This window comes from Comamonas sp., assembly GCF_036643215.1.
Taxonomy (GTDB): Bacteria; Pseudomonadota; Gammaproteobacteria; order Burkholderiales; family Burkholderiaceae_C; genus Comamonas.
Window position 1 is genome coordinate 1 of record NZ_JAVXSJ010000017.1, and the last position, 17,146, is coordinate 17,146.

The window sequence follows — 17,146 nt, forward strand, 5'->3', positions numbered from 1 at the left end:
GGCCAGTTGGTGGTGCGGTAGCGGGACGTGGAACTGCGAGGCTTGCTCATGCGGCTAGCCTAGCGGCTTGCGCAGACTGATTTATGCAACAACGCCGCTCGGATGTACAACGCTTGCCTGAATCGAGCCGCGATCTGAGCTAGCCCGCTGATTCCCCGGGCACGGTCCACTACTTAGTAAATCTACATTAGGGAAGCTCTGCACAAAGCAACTTCGGACGCGATATCCATCACATAAGTGTTCCGCCCCACTTTTTTGCTGCTTACCTTTCCCCCAAGATGCCCGCGTTTCGCGGGCACTTTGCCTTTCAGTCTGCTCAAACTGGTCTCAATGGACTGCTTGCGAGTAATCGGGCACGGACCATCCACAAGTTCGCCAAAGCAAACAGGGTGTGCAACTGCTGAGTGTTCTTGCTCAAGCCTCGATAGCGAACGTGGACGTGACCAAACTGGCGTTTAATGACCCGGAATGGATGCTCGACCTTCGCCCGAATCTTGGATTTGACCTGTTCAAGTTGCTCTTGCAAGGCGGGTATCGGCTGCTGCGGGTCCAGGCTCTTGCGCTTGCCACGCTTCATTGCAATGTGCCAGCGCAGCTTGCGCTCAGGTGTCGTCACAGGCATGTCGGGACGTTTGTCCACCCCTTGATAGCCTGCATCACCGTAACCATCGGTTTCCTGTCCGTGCAAAAGGCTGTTGGCTTGGGCAACGTCGCTGACGTTGGCGGCAGTTCCACGCACGGTGTGGACCAAACCAGAATCTGCATCCACACCAATATGGGCCTTCATGCCGAAGTACCACTGATTGCCTTTCTTGGTCTGGCGCATCTCTGGATCACGAGACTTGGTGCTGTTTTTGGTGGAACTGGGTGCGGAAATCAAGGTCGCATCCACGATGGTTCCTGTGCGCAGCAGCAGTTTTTTGCTCACCAGCAAGTCTGTGACGGTTTGCAGGATTTGCTCTGCTAACTTGTGCGTTTCCAGCAAATGACGGAAGCGCAGGATGGTGCTCTCATCTGGTGTGGCGCTGTCCCACGACAAGCCTGCGAAGTCTCGGAACAGCGGCATGTCATGTAGCGCCTCCTCCATGGCGGGATCCCTGAGGGTGAACCACTGCTGCATGAAATGGATACGCAGCAGCATTTCAACAGGAAACGGTGGTCGACCTTTACGCCCTTCTGGAGCGCAGGGCGCAATTAGCGCCACCAAATCCCTCCAAGGCACAACCTGCTGCATCTGTTCAAGGAATTCGCGCTTGCGGGTCTTCTTGGTGGAGAGGTTCAGGCCGAGGTTAGTTTGCTGCATAGGCCGGGATGCTGCCGCACCCGGAACGCATGTGCAAGCACATGCGTGGGTGACTTATGCAGAGGTTCCTTAGCGACTTACGAAGTCTAGAACCATTTTGTTGAAAACATCAGCATGTTCCCACTGAGCCCAATGGCCGCATTGGTTGAATACATGCAGCTCAGCATTAGGAATACCCCAAATCAGTCGTAGGCCGATATCAAGTGGAACAAAGCGATCGTCACGTCCCCAGATGACTAAAGTCTTTGCCTTGATTTCGGATAGGCGTGAACTGTAGTCGCTGAACTGTTTGGGGTTGATCTGTGCGCTTTTGACAAAATTTTCCAGATGATCTCGGCGGGCCAGAATATTGGCCAGGCGCTGTTGGTACAACTCGTCGGTAAGGCTGCTTGCATCGTACACAAACACACTCATCATGCGTTTGATATTCTCCACTGTTGGATCGCGGTATAGAGCGCCGATTAGCTTGATGCCTTCGGTCGGCATGGGCACAAAGCTGCTGGGGCCGCCGGTTCCGCCTCCCATCAAGATGAGCTTACCCACCATATCAGGGTTGGCCAGTGCAAAACCAACGGCACTGTGTCCGCCCATCGAGTTGCCAATGATGTGCACCTTGCCAATGCCCAGACCATCGAGCACCGCTTTTAAGCAGCGCGCGTTCAGATCGGAGCGTGAGCTGGTGCTAATAATTGTGTCGCTTTTGCTCCAGCCTGGGCAATCTAGCAAAATGACGCGGTAGCCTGCAGCCACCAGTGGATCAATGTTGCGGTGGAAGTTGGCCCACCCGCTAGCGCCTGGGCCGGAGCCGTGCAGCATGACCACGACTTGCTCGCCCTGGCCGACGTCGTTGTAGTGCAGTCTCAGGGGCTTACCGTCTTCGGTGATGGTGATGAAATGGCTGGTGGATTCTTCGGTGATAGGTGTGCTCATGCCTGAAATTTCGTAAAAATGCAGCGCCTTGCGAAAGGTGCTGCAAAAAGTTGAAGTTGCATTGCATGACTCGATGTTGACCGTGTCATGCCACTGATTTTTAAGCCGCTACAGTTGCACTGCGCTGGCGCAGCAAATCGAGCGCCACATCCACGATCATGTCTTCCTGGCCACCCACCATGCGGCGCTTGCCCAGCTCCACCAGAATGTCCACGGCTTTCAGGTTGTACTTGGCCGCTGCCACTTCGGCATGGCGCAGGAACGAGCTGTACACACCGGCATAGCCCAGAGCCAGCGTTTCGCGGTCTACGCGTACCGGGCGGTCTTGCAAGGGGCGAACGATGTCGTCGGCCGCATCCATCAGTTTGTACAGATCGGTGCCGTGGTTCCATCCCATGCGCTCGGCAGCGGCAATGAACACTTCCAGAGGAGCATTGCCTGCGCCAGCGCCCATTCCGGCCAAGCTGGCATCCACACGGTCGCAACCTTCTTCCACCGCCACGATGGAGTTGGCCACGCCCAAGCTCAGGTTGTGGTGGGCATGCATGCCAGTTTGGGTTTCGGGTTTCAAGACATCCTTGAAGGCGCGGAAACGGTCACGTACGTCTTGCATACCCAGTGCACCGCCCGAGTCCACCACGTAGCAAACGGTGGCGCCGTAGCTTTCCATCAGCTTGGCTTGTTGGGCCAGACCTTGAGGGGTCTGCATGTGGCTCATCATCAAAAAGCCCACTGCTTCCATGCCGAGATGGCGGGCGTATTCGATGTGCTGACGCGAAACGTCGGCTTCTGTGCAGTGGGTGGCTACGCGCACCACGCGCACGCCAGCTTCGTAGGCGGCCTTCAAGTCATGGACGGTACCAATGCCGGGCAGCAGCAAGGTGGTGATCTTGGCATGCTTGACGACGCTGGCTACTGCCTCAATCCATTCCAGATCGGTGTGGGCTCCAAAGCCGTAATTAAAGCTTGAGCCTTGCAGGCCGTCGCCGTGGGCCACTTCAATCGAATCCACCTTGGCATCATCCAAGGCCTTAGCAATTTGCTTGACTTGCTCGACGCTGTACTGGTGGCGAATGGCATGGCTGCCATCACGCAGGGTGACGTCGGAGATGTAGATTTTCTTGTTCGTGTTCATGGCGATCTTCCTCAAGCAGTGGCCAGTGTGGCAGCCAGCATGCGGGCGGCCATGTGTTCAGCGGTACGCAGTCCTGCGCTGGTCATGATGTCCAGATTGCCAGCATAGGCGGGCAAGTAATGGGCTGCGCCTTCAACTTCCAAGAACACCGAGGTCTTCAGACCCGTCAGGGAATTGCCCACGCCTGGGATGCGGATGGGCGTGTCGATGCGGTCAAACTGCACCTTTTGCTTCAAACGGTAGCCGGGCACATAGGCTTGCACATCGGCCGCCATGCGTTCCACGGACTCGGCAATCGCGTCTTCGTCCGCAAAATCGCTGAGCGTGTACACCGTGTCGCGCATGATCAACGGCGGCTCGGCTGGATTCATGATGATGATGGCTTTGCCCTTGGTGGCACCGCCCACCACTTCAATGGCTTTGGAAGTGGTCTCCGTGAACTCATCGATGTTGGCGCGGGTGCCTGGGCCTGCGCTCTTGCTGGCAATGGAGGCAACGATTTCGCCGTAATGCACCTTGGCAACACGCGAGACGGCAGCCACCATGGGAATGGTGGCCTGGCCACCGCAGGTGACCATATTCACGTTCAGCGCATCCAGATGCTCCTGGCCGTTGACCACGGGAATGCAATAAGGACCGATGGCCGCAGGCGTCAGATCAATCATGTGAATGCCGGGCTTGAGACTCCGCAAAAAGGCATCATTCTTCACATGAGCACCGGCTGAGGTGGCATCAAAGACGAAGTCGATATCGGCAAACTGGGGCATGCGGGTGAGACCTTCCACGCCTTCGTGAGTCACGGCCACGCCCATGCGGGCAGCGCGTGCGAGGCCATCCGAGGCAGGGTCAATGCCAACCATGGCCCCCATTTCGATGTTCTGGCCGTGGCGCAGAATCTTGATCATCAGATCCGTGCCGATGTTGCCGCTGCCGATGATGGCAGCCTTGAGTTTGCGGGTCATAGCAATTGCTTTCCGGGAAAAATCAGTCAATAGAGGCGCCGCTGGCTTTAATCAGCGGTGCCCAGCGTGTCACTTCGGACTGGATGAAAGTGCCGAACTGCGCAGGTGTTGAAGGAAAGGGCTGCATACCTTGATCGGCAAAGCGCTTGAGCACTTCTGGATCTTTCATGGCTTTGAGCAGCGCTTCGTTGAGGCGGTTGACAGCTGTCGCGGGTGTGCCTGTCTTGGCCACGGCACCAAACCACACTCCAGCATTCACACCGGCAATACCCAACTCATTGAGTGTGGGGACATCGGGCATTTGTGAGGCGCGCTTGTCCGCTGCAATGGCCAGTGGCTTGAGTTTTTTGCCGGCAATCAAAGGCGCTGTGCTGATGACGGGGTCAAACATAAAGTCCACCTGACCGCTCATCACATCTTGTAGCGCAGGGGCTGAGCCTTTGTAGGCCACATGGTTGAAGGTGCCGCCTGTCTTGCCCCGGAAGGTTTCACCGAGCAGATGGCCAATGGATCCCATGCCTTGTGATGCGAAGTTCAGACCACCCTTACGGACCTTGGCTTGCTGCACCACATCGCTGACGCTGTTCATGGGGCTGTTGGCTCCAACGACCAGCACCAAAGGTGAGGAGATCAACGAGGTGATAGGGGTGAAGTCTTTGAGCGGGTCGTACGAGAAGTTGCGGAACAACGTGGGGTTGATCGCGAACATCTCGGTGGCCGCCACATAAATGGTGTGGCCGTCAGCAGGTTGCTGGCGCACGAAAGCGGCGGCAATCTGGCCGCCGCCGCCAGGTTTGTTGTCCACTACAACAGGCTTTCCCAGTTGCTCACTCACCTTCAGGGCCAGAATGCGGGCAATGGCATCGGTGATGCCACCTGCGGGAAATGGCACGACCATCGTCAGCGAACGGCTGGGAAAGGTGGGTGCGGTGGCTTGTGCCCAGACGGGCGAAGCCGTTGCAGCGAGGGTGAGGGCCGTCAGGCTCAGCAGGTTACGTCGATTCCACATGCGATTGTCTCCGTTGGTTTTGTGTAGCTTGCAGGGGTAGAAAAGCGAATTCTTAAATGGGGCTGGCTGCTATTAGAGAGCTATAAGGCAGCCAGTGAGCCCATTAGATTTGTCCGAACTGGGCGCGGACCGAGCCGACGCCGCTGATATGGGCCTCAAAGCGGTCACCTGCTTGCACAGCAACCATGGGGCCGAGAGCACCGGTGAGAACCAGATCACCCGCACGCAGGGGGTGGCCTAGTTGTGCCAGTTTGCGAGCAAGCCAGACAGCGGCGTTCAAGGGGTGACCCAGACAAGCGGCGCCAGAGCCGATGGAGGCCACTTCACCGTTGCGATCCATCTTCATTTCGCACAGCTTCAGATCCAGAGCATTCAGGCGTGTGGGCACGGCGCCCAGAACCACCAGACCGCTGGAGGCGTTATCGGCCACCGTGTCGATGAAGCGAATATTCCAGTTGGCAATTCGGCTGCCCACGATTTCAATCGCTGGCAGCACATAGTCGGTGGCGTTGATGATGTCGACCAGCGTAGCGTCCTTCAAGTCCAGATCGCGCGCGAGCATGAGTGCGACTTCGGCTTCTACTTTGGGCTGCAAAGTGCGCGAAAAAGGTATGACTTCATCGTCGCCATAGACCATGTCAGCAAACAAAGTGCCGAAGTCAGGCTGATCTACCCCTAACTGCTTTTGCACGGCGAGCGAAGTCAGGCCAATCTTGCGGCCCACAATGCGGCGCCCTTGCGCTTGTGCATGCTGCACATTGGCCAACTGCACAGCATAGGCGGTTTGGTTATCACTGATCTCGTCGCGCAGCGGCTCGATGGGCGTGGAGGTGGCCTCAGCTTGGCGAAGGCGTTCAGCCCATTGGGCGATTTGGAAGGTGGATTCAGACATGGTGATCTCGCGTTCGTTTATTGCTGGGTGTGCATCAGCATCAGCCCGTAACCTGCGATCAGGGCAGGAATAGCGCGATAGGCGCGTACGGGGCAGGGTAGCTCGGTGTTCAGCGGCAAGGCGCTGCGTGCGACCAGCCATGTTTTGGATTCGTGGGCGGAGTTGCCGGCTTCCTTGGCAATAGAGTCTTCGCTCATTGCGCAAAGGCTTGCAAGCTCACCGCTGGCAATCGCTTCCATCCATTGCAGGTCCCATTCGGGGTTGAGCGGCTTCATCCAATCTTCACCATTGGCCAGCGCCATACCGGCTGCTTTGACGCGCTCGGTCTTGGCGTCACGCTCCAGCAACGTCGGAGTCTGCTTGATGGTGATGCGCTCGCGCACAGCGGCGTCAGGGTGCTCCAGCGTAGGCACAGGGGGCTCGTGCGACAAGCCGCCTGAGCCAATCAGCAAGGTGCGCTGAGGCAGGGTGTCTAGGAACTTGCCAATGGCTTGGCCTAGTTCAACACAGCGCCCCATGCGTGCGATGCAGGGTTGAGCCACCGCATTCAGAAAGATTGGCACCACTGGCGGGGTTTTTAGCTCATCGCCCCACAAGGCTTGCAGTGCTTGGGAGAACCCATGATCGACCAGCATGCGCCTTGACACTGCCATATCGAAGTGTGAGTCCATCAAGTGCTCTGCCAAAGCAATGGCGGTATCACTGGGGACATTCAACGGGCCAGCAGGAGACAGATAGTCGCCAACGGCTGTTACCTCACTACCAATACAGAAGGTAGGCATGAGTTCATTGAAAAAGCCGTTGTAGTGATCCGGGCCAATCAAGATGATGAGTTCAGGATCGAAGGCGAGAACGGCTGCTTTGGCTTGTGCGACGGCGTCGTCCAGGGCTGTCTGATCTTCGGAACTGATGGGGTTGAGTCCCAACAGTGGCGAATGAGACATGCCCAAAAATGCGCGCTTTGCATTTTGGAGCGTGACTTGCATCATGCAAACGCCTCTTGTGTGGATGGCATCTGTGCGTGCAGAACGCCAGCGAGCTGTTGCGTGACGCTGGAAACTTCTTGCGGTGATGCCAAAGCTGCGACAAAGCGGTCTGGGCGAACGAAGACGATGGACTTGCCTTGCGTGCTAAACCAATCTTTGATGCGGCCTTGTGCATCGCCGATGGTCAACACACCCTCGCGAGTGGGGGATGCATGCTGCAACTGCACGGCTGGCATGACGCGGATAAAGCGTGCGCCCAACTTCTTCCAGAAGGCTAGGCTGGCTTCATTCATACCGTAGCTTGGATCAGTGCCCCAAGCAATGATGGCAAAGTGCAGGCCAATCAGGTCATCCAGACGCACGGTTTCGCCTTCAAGGGTCGAGACTCGGGGCTGAATAAACATGCGACCGATGGGGCTGGGTTGAGGAGCCTCAAGTCCATGCACCAAACGGCCAAAGACAGAATCTTTTTTCTCTGCCATCAGACCCAGCAAACGGCTCAGTGGCGTGTCGCCAGAGCTGCCCAGCAAGCTGGCAAACGGCGTTTTAAAGCCTTGATTTTGCGTAGCGGTTTGATGCAGAACCACACCTTGCTCATAGCGCGGCATGGGCTTGAAGCGCATCTCAGAGAAGTACTGCTTCACGGGTGGCACGGCATTCATCGCCAGCATCAAGGTGTCGCGCACCTTGGCGGCGGTATGGCTTTCCGGGGCAAAGATGTCGCCTGCAACTTCGGATAAGTGAATCATGCTGCGTGCATGGCTGCGACGCTCTTGCTCATAGCTGTCGAGCAAGGAGGGGCCTGCTTGGCCTTTAACGACCATTGCCAGCTTCCAAGCCAGATTGCTGGCGTCACGCATGCCGCTGTTGTAGCCCTGACCTTGCCAGACGGGCATGATGTGCGCCGCATCACCCGCCAGCAAAATACGGTTCACGCGGAACTGGTTGGCCAAGCGTGCGTTGTGGGTGTAGACGCGTTTGCGGATGTAGTCAACCTTGTCTGGATCGGCCACCACTTTGCGCATGAGCTGGGCCAGGTTTTCTGGTTTGGACAGCTCTTCCTCTGTCTCGCCGGGCATGACCATGAATTCAAAGCGGCGAATGCCATGGGGCAGGGCGGCGGATACGTAAGGACGTTCTGGGTCGCAGTGCATGCCGATGTGCGGCGTGCCCAGTGGGTCATTGCGAACGTCAACCACAATCCATTGGTTGGGCTTGGTGCGGCCTTCGAAGCCAATGTTCAACGTGCGGCGGATCAGGCTGTTGCCACCATCACAAGCGAGCATGTACTTGGCGCGCACGGTGCGCTTCAGGCCTGCTGTGCTTTTGATCTCGGCGGTAACGCCAGAGTCGTTTTGGGTGAAGTGCTCAAGTTCATGACCCAACAGCACTTGCACCTGAGGGAAACGCTCCAGACCCTTGTAGAGAATGGCATCTACCTGAGGCTGAATAAATGCGTTGCGACGTGACCAGCCAAACTCGTCTGTACGCGGCTCGATAGAGGCAAAGCACTGACCTGTTGCGGTATAAAAACGCATCCAGTGATCAGGCGTGATGTGGGCCTGAACTTGTTCTGCTAAGCCAGCAGCTTGCAGCGCGCGCAGGGATTCGTCATCAATACCGATGGCGCGTGGGTAATCGATGATGCTTTCGAGCTTTTCCATCACCAGCACGCTGACACCTGCCAGGCCCAAGGTGTTGGCCAAGGTCAGTCCAACTGGCCCCGCTCCAACAATCAAAACATCGTATTCGTTGACTTCAATGGCTTGCTGATCTTTGGCATTCATTCCTGTGTCTCCCATGTCGCTTCAGCGCGTAATTCCCGCTGCTTTGATCATTCTCAACACCCATGACAAAATTAAGAACAGCGTGCACTTGGTGCACATAAATCATGGGGGATACCCTTGGGTTTCAATTTGCTAGTGAGAACACAGGCGCCGAAACCTTTGGCTGTATGCGACAGGCGCACCGCAGATTTGTGCTCAAACACTTGTTTAATATGCAAACATCCAATCTCGCAACGATCAACAACGACTACAAAGATGTGCGCAGCCTGTCGCGTGGCCTTGCGTTGTTGCAGGCGCTTAATCGCGCGCCTGGAGGGATTGCGACCACGACGTCACTGGCGCAAAGTTGCAATATTCATAGAACTACGGTGAAGCGTCTTTTAGAGACATTGCGAGCCGATGGTTATGTGCGAAAGGGTGAAAAAGAAGGCCAGTACTGTTTGACTTTTGCGGTGCGCGGCCTGAGTGAAGGCTTTGTCGATGACGACTGGGTGGAGAAAATTGCATTACCACTCATGCGTGCAGCCATCCCAGATTTGCTTTGGCCTTGCGATTTGGGGACTTTGGAAGGTGGGTTCATGGTGATCCGTGAGAGTACTCATCGCTTCAGTCTTCTGTCCCAGCACCGAGGGAAAATTGGCGAAAAACTGCCGTTGTTTTTTACGGCAATGGGACGTGCGTATCTGTCAGCCTGCTCTACCGATGAGCGGGAAGGATTACTCACACTGCTTGCACAACGCGCTGATGAAGTGGGAGTGATGGCAAGAGATTCGGGTACGGTAGATCAATTGATTGCGGAAACACGTTCTCGTGGTTACGCCATCAACGATGGTGATTGGGATAGAGAAGACGCGTTTGCGGCCATTGCCGTCCCGGTGACTTGTGGGCATCAGTTGCTCGGAGGGATCAATATGGTGTTTCCCAAAGCCTCGGTCAGTGTGGAAGACATAGAAAAGCGCTACTTTCCTCGTTTAAAGCGCTTGGCTCAACGTATTGGCAAGGATATTCAGCCATGGATGAGCAATCGCGAGTAGCAGAGCGCAATAGAAGTCCACGCCTGTGATTTTTAGGGCGCTCATGCAACCTGCTATGTGTCTGATGAAGGTGGACGGTGAATCCATGGTCAGGGCAGTTGGTGGCTTGCATGATCTGACGTCATGGAAGCCCTGAAAAAGGTCGTTTTAGTTTTTCAGCCATCGCTTCTACATTTCTTCCTAAGCATCCATCAATAAGGAAGAAGCCATGTCTGTGACCGTCGAAATTGAATCTAAGCAATGTAATAGCCCTGCACAGCTGCGTGCTATGGCAGCTACGCAAGACTGGAGCGATTACCGTGCCCGAGCCTATCAGGTGGGTGGAGAATTTGTGAAGGCTGTCGAAGCGATCACGCCTGAGATTAAGTCTTTGAGCCATGAATCCGAGCGCGAGGGCAAGGTCAGCCAGCGCACCGGCGAGTTGATGGTGCAAGCTGGCGTTTTTCGCACCTTCACGCCATTGCAGTACGGCGGCTTGGAAGTCGATCCGGCCTCGTTTTTTGAAGGCGTGATGAAAATTGCCGAAGCAGACAGCGCCGCAGCATGGATTGCCGGACAACTGAATTGCCACTCTTTTGAAGTCGCGTTGATGAACGAGCGCATGCAAGAAGAGTTTTGGGGCGACAACCCCGACACCCGTGCCTCTAGCTCGTATGCCCCTATTGGCAAGGTGCGAGCCGTTGACGGAGGTTATGAACTCAATGGCACATGGACTTTCTCCAGCGGCGTGGATCATGCACAGTGGGTGATTTTGGGCGGTGGCGACAAAAACTTTGTGGTTCCCGTGACTGATCTGGAAATCGATCACAAGAGCTGGAACGTCGAAGGCCTGAAGGGCACGGGCAGCAAGTCGCTTACATTGCTCGACGTTTTTGTGCCGGAATACCGCGTGCACCACTTGCGCGATACCTACGAAGACAACAACGCTGGCTGGCTGCTCAACAACCGTCCACTCTACTGGCTGTCGTTTATGGGCATCTTCAACTCCACTGCCACCAATACGGTTATTGGTACAGCCAGCTATGGTTTGCAGTATTTCATGGAGCAAGCCAAGGTGCGCCTGACTCGTCAAGGCACGGGTGCACCCATTGCCAACAATCCTTTTTTGCACTTGAAGCTGGCAGATACGCTAACCAAGGTTAGCGGCGTGCGCAATCGTCATCTGAATAACTGGCGTGCCTTGTTTGATTTGGCCTGCAAGGGCCAGGAAGGCACGCCGTTGGAGCGCATGCGTGTGCGCTTTGAGTCGGCGGATGCCAATGCGACTTGCTTTGATGCGATTCACGAAATATGGCCTATTGCTGGAGCAGCAGCTTCTGCGCAAAACAACGATTTGCAACAGGTTTATCGTGATTTGATGGCTGCCCGCAACCATGGATCGGCCGGTCGCGAGTTGGCCGCTAGCCTGTACATCAAAACCATGTTTGGCATGGAGCCTGCACCATTTAGTGATATGGGAACGTTGGCTTACTACAAGTAAATCTACACAAGGCCCCCAAAGCTTTCACACCCTTTGACTTTGGAGATCGAGCAGCGGCTGGCTATATGCACTTCCGCTGCTCTGAAAGGGTGATGAAGATTTCCTTGAATACGCACGTTGGGCTACCTTGATGGCCCGAGCGTCGTCGACCTAAATCACTCCATGAACACCGCTCATTTACTCAACACTGCTTCTGCTGTGCATCCCGTAGAAGAAGGCAAGCCTCAAGATGATGCGCGAGCCTTTCGCCGTTGCCTGGGACAATTTGCCACTGGTATTGCGATCATCACCACAGAATTTGAAGGCCAGCCGGTGGGTATGGCCGTTAACTCTTTTGCGGCTGTTTCGCTGGATCCTGCGCTGGTTCTGTGGTCTATCCGCAAGGAGTCCTGCAGTGCCCAAGCTTTTTTAAGTGCGCAAAAATATGCCGTCAACATCCTGGAAGAAAGCCAGACCGAAGTCTCACGCATCTTTGGTGCTGGACGTGCAGACAAGTTTGAGCAAGTCAACTGGGTCAGTGGTTTGCACGGCTGTCCCTTGATTGCACCTGCTATCGGGCATTTTGAATGCGCGCTGGAGCATGTTGCTGATGGGGGCGATCACCATATTTTGATTGGCCGTGTTCTGCGCTTTGCCCGCTTTGATGGTCATCCACTACTGTTCACGCAAGGGCAATATGCAGTAGCGCAAAGCCATCCCTCGCTGCTTACACCCGTTGCTGAGCAAACGCTCGCGCCCGTGCAAGAGTCGTCTGAGATGCCGCTGCTGTCGTTGCTCAAAGCCACTGCACAAAAGCTCTCTGGTCAGTTTGAAGAACATCGCGAAGCCTTGGGCATGACGCTGGCCACCAGCCGCATGTTCAATGCCTTGGGGGACGGTGTCTGCACGCTGGATGGTCTGGAGCGCACTACATATTTAGGTCAATCTTCTACCGAAGATGCCTTAAACGAGATGCTGGCCAATGGCTATGTGACGCATGCAGACGCTTCGGGCGAGTACACGTTGACCGCCAGCGGCCAAAGCAAAGTGGAGGCTTTGCGCCAGCGCGCTATGGACTTCACTTCGCAAAAGCTCAAAGGCCTGACGGCCCAAGAGATTGCAACGGCCAAAAAAGTGATGGATTCGTTGCAGACCCACTGATTGCAAGCTGCACGGTATCCATCTGCAAGTCTGCCCGCTGGAGCGGAGCAGACTTGTTTGTTTTTCAGTGACTGCAGGAGACTACAAAATGCTTATTGATACGCTGGTTGATCACGCTCTTAACACTCCATTCGAGGCTTTCGACGAAGCCACAGTGAACGCCGCCAAGTTGCGCTTGGTCGATACGCTCAGCTGCACAGTAGGTGGATGGCAAGCAGGCGGAAACAATGCCATGTTGGAGCTGATTCGTACCTGGGGCGGTGCAGCGCAGGCCAGCATTTTTGCGCATGGTGACAAGGTGCCACTTCAGCATGCGGTCATGATGAACTGCTTGATGGGGCGCTCTTTTGACTTTGAAGTGGCCGGGCCGGAGCCAGAAGGTGCCAATGCCCACAAAATGGTGGGCCATGTGTGCAGCACCACGGACCCCACCGCATTTTCAACCGCGGAGTTTGTGGGCAGTAGTGGCAAAGAGCTGATCGCAGCCGTGGTGCTGGGTGGCGATATTGGCGCGCGGATTGCGGTCTCTGATCAGTTTAATTTTGACAAGTGCTTTGAAGTATGCGGCACGGCGAATGCCATGGGCGCTGCAGCAACAGTGGGCCGTTTGATGGGGGCCAATCATGAGCAATTGGTGAATGCATATGGCATTTTGCTGCACATGATGGCTGGCTCTTTCCAGTCCTTGTGGGACGGAGTGGATACCTTCAAACTGCCAGGTGCCTTGGCCGGCTACAACGCTGTGCTGGCCGTTGAGTTGGCCATGAAGGGGTTCAAGGGCGTGAAAGATCCGCTCAATGCTCCGCAAGGCTATTTCAACTTGTACTGCCACAACCCGCAGCCAGACAACGCGTTGATCGATTTGGGGCAGGTGTTTTATGCCAAGGGCATGCACAAGATTCATCCGTCTTGCTACGGCGTGCACAACCCCATTGAAAGCGCGCTGGAAATTGCACGCAACCAAGCCTATGAGGTGGCAGATATCACCTCGGTCACGCTGGAAGTGCCCCCAAACCGCATCAAGCACTTTTTGAACCAGACCATAGCCCAAGGTGATGCGCAGCCTCGTTCGCTGTTCAGCATTCCGTATGGCGTGGCCAATGCATTGCTGCGCCGCGAAGTGCGAATTGAGCACTACACCGAAGGCTTTATCCGCGATGCCGATGTGATTGCCCTGTCGGCCAAGGTGCAGTTGGTACCCTCCGATGAGATGGCGAAGCCCCATGCAGGGCGGCTGACGGTGCACTTGCGCAATGGTGAGCGTTTTTCTGCCTTTAGAGACACCCCGCTGGGCTGGGGCGACAATCCGGTCACGCCCGCGCATGTGCGTGAAAAATATGATCGCAATATGACGTTCTCAGGCCGAGTGACACCGGAGCAAGCCCAGCAAGGGCTGCTGCTGCTTGATCAGCTAGAGATGCTGAGCGATGTGCGCTCTCTGGTGTCGTGCTTTGTCGGCCAAACAGCGGCATAAAGTACTGCGAGGATGTGAAAGAGCGCCACTCACGGGCGCTCTTTGTCTGGTGTGACCTGCTGCGTCGCGTCTTGTTTCTCGCGTCGTTGGGTGCTTATGCCTTAGGAGGAGGGCATATTGGTTTCTGCCGTCTTCAGCAGCCATTGCTTGAAGCCGTTGACCTTGTGGTCTTTTTCGGACTCTTTGGATTGCACCAAACAGTAGCCTTGTTGTGGTCGGTGGGTTTGGGTAAACACCTGCACCAAGCGGCCAGATTTCAGTTCTTCCTGAAACAAAAACAGGGGCACCAGCGCGAAACCAAGGCCTGAGATCGCCGCCTCAGCAATCATCAGCAGTTGGTGAAAGCGTGGAGCTTGCCCCATGTCGAGTGAGCCCAAACCAACATCAGCAAAATATTCCGCCCAAAAGTCGCGTGTTGGGTTGGTGTGGGCCAGAAGCGGCTGGCCTATCAGGTCTGCAGGGGCTGCCACTTTTTTGTAGCTCAGCAGTGCCGGTGAACACACTACGCCAAAGTCATCTCCTACGTTCAGGCGCGTGACGCTATGGCCTGCCGCGCTTTGGCCGCCAAGTCGAATGCTCAAATGCACTGGGCGCTGACTTTCCAAGGCATCCGCCTCGCTGGCCAAAATATCCACGTGAATGTGCGGATACAGGCGCTGAAAATCTGGCAGCCGCGGCACCAGCCAGCGAATGGCAAAACCGGTGTTGACAATCAGCGAGAGCGTTTCTTCCTGGGCTGAGCGACGTGCAGTTTGGCTGGCTTGCAGAATTTTGGCCAAAGCCTCGCTGACCTCTTGGTAGTAGGCAAGGCCTGCAGGGGTCAGTCGAATGAATTTGCCGCTGCGCTGAAACAAGGCAACGCCCAGATCCTGCTCCAACGTTTGCACCATCCGGCTGACGGCCGCTTGTGTGACATGCAGCTCTTGTGCTGCACCCGTAAAACTCAGCAGTCGGGCTGCCACAGAAAAATAGCGCACTGCCGTCAGTGAGGGTATGCGCGCTGAAATGCGCAGGGGCTGGCTCATCGGTCAATCCAAGAAATGCTGGTCTCGCCAATGTCTTTTGCCAAGGCCTGAAGTTTGGGCAAGTAGGCCTGAGCTATCGCTTCGGTGTCCAGGGCATTTTTGGTGAACACCAAATTCAGTGCGCCCAGCAATGTGCCATCGCACTGCACTGGCACGGCAAGGCTGGAAAAACGGGCATTTTGCACATCAGCGCTCAGCGCGTAGCCACGGGCACGGGTTTGGTCGATGATCTCTTGAACGGTTTGCAGGTCGGCTTCGGTGACGTTGCACTCTTTTTGGCGGTAGCGCAGATCGGCCAACACAGCAGTCAATCGCTCGGAGCTGCAGGCCGCAAGGTAGGCGCGGCCGAGTGCAGTTTGCAGGACTGGAAGGCGCTCACCCAGTAAGGCGTGGTTATGCGCCATGGGACTTTGTTTGCGGGTGGAGGCCAGTAGCACCATCCAGCCTGCTTCAAACGTGGCCAGGTTGCAGGGCCATAGGAGCTGGGTGGCATGTGCCTGCAATTGGGGTAGGGCCACTTGACTCACCCATGCACGCTCTTGGTAGCCGTCCCCTAATACGCGGGCCATGCGTGACAGGCGATATTGTCCGTCGCGCTCGCCTAGGGCTACATAGCCTTCCTGGCGCAGCGTCTCCAGGAGTCGTTTCGCCGTGGTCCGGTGAATACCGCAGGTCCTGGCCAATTCGCTGGTCGAGCACATGCCGCTCGGCATTTGGTTGAGTGAGCGAAGCAGTGAAAGACCACGCGCCAAGCCTCGCACTTCTTTGTACTGCGGATCGGGGCATACGGCAGTTGAGGTGGGAGTGGTGGTAGCCATGGCCTGTAAATGTTTCGAGGAAGCGAGGATTCGATCAAACGCGTGCGTCTGTGATCGTGAGGTAGCCGATGTGTGGCGCGGGCATGTGCGGCAGCATTTTCAGTTGCAGTACAAGTATGCGATCTAGGTGTCTAGTGTTTGGTTTTTGCTATTCATATGGAAGCATTCAGTGATTGTGAATGAAGGATTTCCATGCAAATAGTGCCGAATGCATAGATATGCATAGGAGATGTGCTATGAATTTTATAAACGCATCAACGCATAGGGGTTGGCGGATTCATTGTCGAAGTAGTGCATGGGTACTTTGGCCAAAAATTCCGAAAAGCCCGTATTTCCAGCTGGCAAATGTTTTTGCATGGCTTCCATGGCGCGGCGTTCGTCGCCGCTGGAGATGGCTTTCACAATGGCGGCGTGGTCTTCCAGCGAGCGCTGGATATGCGCAGGAGACGCCAAGCTTCCCACCCGGTACATCTTGACTTGGCGACGAGCCGCCTTGATTTGGTTGGCCAAGATCAGGTTATGGCTGGCGTCATAGATCACATCATGAAAGGCCTCATTGGCCTTGCCGTATTCCTCCGGCGTGTCGGCACAGCGCTCGCACAGGGCATTGGCGGCCTCCATGCGTGCGATCTGCAACGCATCCACCCGGCGGGCCGCCAGCTTGGTGCACAGCGGCTCCAACTCGCTCACGTACTCCAGCAATGCGCGCAACTCACCAATCGATTTGCGTGCGATTTGCGCACCCGCGTGGGGTGTGAGTTTGACCAGTCCCATCTGGGCCAGTTGCTTGAGGGCATCGCGCACAGGGGTGCGCGAGACATCAAATTTTTCTGCCAGCGCACGCTCTTCCAGTGCCATGCCTGGCGTGAGTACCCCGCGGTCAATGTCATTCAGCAAAGCTTCCTGGACGTTAAAGGTGTGCCGTCCTTTGCGTGGACTAGTGGCGGGGGAGGGCGCGTTCCTTGTCTTATGAGGTATTGCGACGGCTGATGCGTGTGCAGTCATAAAGTGAAGAAATTAAGTTCAAGTACACACTTGGTTATGAAAAATGCCAATTTTCTTGTTTTAAGTACCAAATGATAGTTTTTTGATGCACTGAAGTATGTTTGGGTTTTCCCTGATGCATCTGTGCACTCTTTGCACAGTCTTTTTTATTTTTCAATGAGCTAAA

At 55.6% G+C, this 17,146-nt stretch carries 15 protein-coding genes; 4 read left to right on the forward strand and 11 right to left on the reverse strand.

All coding sequences use genetic code 11. From position 1 onward, the window contains the following. Positions 1-316: 316 nt before the first annotated feature. The 8 genes from RSF91_RS12715 to mhpA all read right to left on the reverse strand — a co-directional run bounded on the left by RSF91_RS12715 (position 317) and on the right by mhpA (position 9,004). A complete protein-coding gene (locus RSF91_RS12715) occupies positions 317-1,303 on the reverse strand; it encodes an IS5 family transposase (protein WP_332568768.1) in 987 nt (328 codons plus the stop codon). A 69-nt stretch (positions 1,304-1,372) separates the two neighbouring features. Next, positions 1,373-2,233 carry an alpha/beta fold hydrolase gene (locus RSF91_RS12720; protein WP_332568769.1) on the reverse strand — a complete coding sequence of 287 codons (861 nt, stop codon included), beginning with the start codon at positions 2,231-2,233 and terminating at the stop codon, positions 1,373-1,375. A gap of 100 nt (positions 2,234-2,333) precedes the next feature. Further along, positions 2,334-3,368, reverse strand: a complete 1,035-nt coding sequence (gene dmpG, locus RSF91_RS12725) for a 4-hydroxy-2-oxovalerate aldolase (protein ID WP_332568770.1) — start codon at positions 3,366-3,368, stop codon at positions 2,334-2,336. Positions 3,369-3,379: 11 nt separating this feature from the next. Further along, positions 3,380-4,330 carry an acetaldehyde dehydrogenase (acetylating) gene (locus RSF91_RS12730; protein ID WP_332568771.1) on the reverse strand — a complete coding sequence of 317 codons (951 nt, stop codon included), beginning with the start codon at positions 4,328-4,330 and terminating at the stop codon, positions 3,380-3,382. 22 nt (positions 4,331-4,352) lie between these two features. Then, positions 4,353-5,339, reverse strand: coding sequence for a Bug family tripartite tricarboxylate transporter substrate binding protein (locus RSF91_RS12735; RefSeq protein WP_332568772.1), 987 nt, complete (start codon positions 5,337-5,339; stop codon positions 4,353-4,355). Positions 5,340-5,442: 103 nt separating this feature from the next. Beyond that, complete coding sequence (gene mhpD, locus RSF91_RS12740; protein ID WP_332568773.1) at positions 5,443-6,231, reverse strand: 2-keto-4-pentenoate hydratase; 789 nt, start codon at positions 6,229-6,231, stop codon at positions 5,443-5,445. A 17-nt stretch (positions 6,232-6,248) separates the two neighbouring features. Next, positions 6,249-7,175: a 3-carboxyethylcatechol 2,3-dioxygenase gene (locus RSF91_RS12745; RefSeq protein WP_332568774.1), complete on the reverse strand. Its 927-nt coding sequence runs from the start codon at positions 7,173-7,175 to the stop codon at positions 6,249-6,251. A gap of 41 nt (positions 7,176-7,216) precedes the next feature. Further along, the gene (gene mhpA, locus RSF91_RS12750; protein WP_332568775.1) at positions 7,217-9,004 is read right to left on the reverse strand and encodes a bifunctional 3-(3-hydroxy-phenyl)propionate/3-hydroxycinnamic acid hydroxylase MhpA; all 1,788 of its coding nucleotides are present in this window, start codon (positions 9,002-9,004) and stop codon (positions 7,217-7,219) included. 212 nt (positions 9,005-9,216) lie between these two features. Here mhpA and RSF91_RS12755 point away from each other — a divergent pair, with 212 nt between their 5' ends. The 4 genes from RSF91_RS12755 to RSF91_RS12770 all read left to right on the forward strand — a co-directional run bounded on the left by RSF91_RS12755 (position 9,217) and on the right by RSF91_RS12770 (position 14,132). Further along, a complete protein-coding gene (locus RSF91_RS12755) occupies positions 9,217-10,038 on the forward strand; it encodes a DNA-binding transcriptional regulator (RefSeq protein WP_332568776.1) in 822 nt (273 codons plus the stop codon). Positions 10,039-10,246: 208 nt separating this feature from the next. Further along, entirely contained in the window at positions 10,247-11,518 is a 1,272-nt protein-coding gene (locus tag RSF91_RS12760; protein WP_332568777.1) for an acyl-CoA dehydrogenase, read from the forward strand. A gap of 162 nt (positions 11,519-11,680) precedes the next feature. Beyond that, positions 11,681-12,658: a flavin reductase family protein gene (locus RSF91_RS12765; RefSeq protein ID WP_332568778.1), complete on the forward strand. Its 978-nt coding sequence runs from the start codon at positions 11,681-11,683 to the stop codon at positions 12,656-12,658. A gap of 88 nt (positions 12,659-12,746) precedes the next feature. Further along, entirely contained in the window at positions 12,747-14,132 is a 1,386-nt protein-coding gene (locus RSF91_RS12770; RefSeq protein WP_332568779.1) for an MmgE/PrpD family protein, read from the forward strand. 101 nt (positions 14,133-14,233) lie between these two features. Here the strand turns inward: RSF91_RS12770 and RSF91_RS12775 are convergent, their stop codons facing one another. From RSF91_RS12775 to RSF91_RS12785, 3 genes are all read right to left on the reverse strand, one after another. After that, positions 14,234-15,157, reverse strand: coding sequence for a LysR substrate-binding domain-containing protein (locus RSF91_RS12775; protein WP_332568780.1), 924 nt, complete (start codon positions 15,155-15,157; stop codon positions 14,234-14,236). Continuing rightward, complete coding sequence (locus RSF91_RS12780; RefSeq protein ID WP_332568781.1) at positions 15,154-15,975, reverse strand: IclR family transcriptional regulator domain-containing protein; 822 nt, start codon at positions 15,973-15,975, stop codon at positions 15,154-15,156. The genes RSF91_RS12775 and RSF91_RS12780 overlap by 4 nt, the downstream gene beginning before the upstream one ends. A 243-nt stretch (positions 15,976-16,218) precedes the next feature. Beyond that, the gene (locus tag RSF91_RS12785; RefSeq protein WP_442878848.1) at positions 16,219-16,980 is read right to left on the reverse strand and encodes a GntR family transcriptional regulator; all 762 of its coding nucleotides are present in this window, start codon (positions 16,978-16,980) and stop codon (positions 16,219-16,221) included. Positions 16,981-17,146: the final 166 nt, after the last annotated feature.

Coding starts and splice junctions, on each gene's coding strand:
- RSF91_RS12770 (WP_332568779.1), top strand. CDS start 12,747: ATGCTTATTGATACGCTGGTTGATCACGCTCTTAACACTCCATTCGAG.
- RSF91_RS12715 (WP_332568768.1), bottom strand. CDS start 1,303: ATGCAGCAAACTAACCTCGGCCTGAACCTCTCCACCAAGAAGACCCGC.
- RSF91_RS12755 (WP_332568776.1), top strand. CDS start 9,217: ATGCAAACATCCAATCTCGCAACGATCAACAACGACTACAAAGATGTG.
- RSF91_RS12735 (WP_332568772.1), bottom strand. CDS start 5,339: ATGTGGAATCGACGTAACCTGCTGAGCCTGACGGCCCTCACCCTCGCT.
- RSF91_RS12780 (WP_332568781.1), bottom strand. CDS start 15,975: ATGGCTACCACCACTCCCACCTCAACTGCCGTATGCCCCGATCCGCAG.
- RSF91_RS12745 (WP_332568774.1), bottom strand. CDS start 7,175: ATGTCTCATTCGCCACTGTTGGGACTCAACCCCATCAGTTCCGAAGAT.
- dmpG (WP_332568770.1), bottom strand. CDS start 3,368: ATGAACACGAACAAGAAAATCTACATCTCCGACGTCACCCTGCGTGAT.
- RSF91_RS12765 (WP_332568778.1), top strand. CDS start 11,681: ATGAACACCGCTCATTTACTCAACACTGCTTCTGCTGTGCATCCCGTA.
- RSF91_RS12775 (WP_332568780.1), bottom strand. CDS start 15,157: ATGAGCCAGCCCCTGCGCATTTCAGCGCGCATACCCTCACTGACGGCA.
- RSF91_RS12760 (WP_332568777.1), top strand. CDS start 10,247: ATGTCTGTGACCGTCGAAATTGAATCTAAGCAATGTAATAGCCCTGCA.
- RSF91_RS12730 (WP_332568771.1), bottom strand. CDS start 4,330: ATGACCCGCAAACTCAAGGCTGCCATCATCGGCAGCGGCAACATCGGC.
- mhpA (WP_332568775.1), bottom strand. CDS start 9,004: ATGAATGCCAAAGATCAGCAAGCCATTGAAGTCAACGAATACGATGTT.
- RSF91_RS12720 (WP_332568769.1), bottom strand. CDS start 2,233: ATGAGCACACCTATCACCGAAGAATCCACCAGCCATTTCATCACCATC.
- RSF91_RS12785 (WP_442878848.1), bottom strand. CDS start 16,980: ATGACTGCACACGCATCAGCCGTCGCAATACCTCATAAGACAAGGAAC.
- mhpD (WP_332568773.1), bottom strand. CDS start 6,231: ATGTCTGAATCCACCTTCCAAATCGCCCAATGGGCTGAACGCCTTCGC.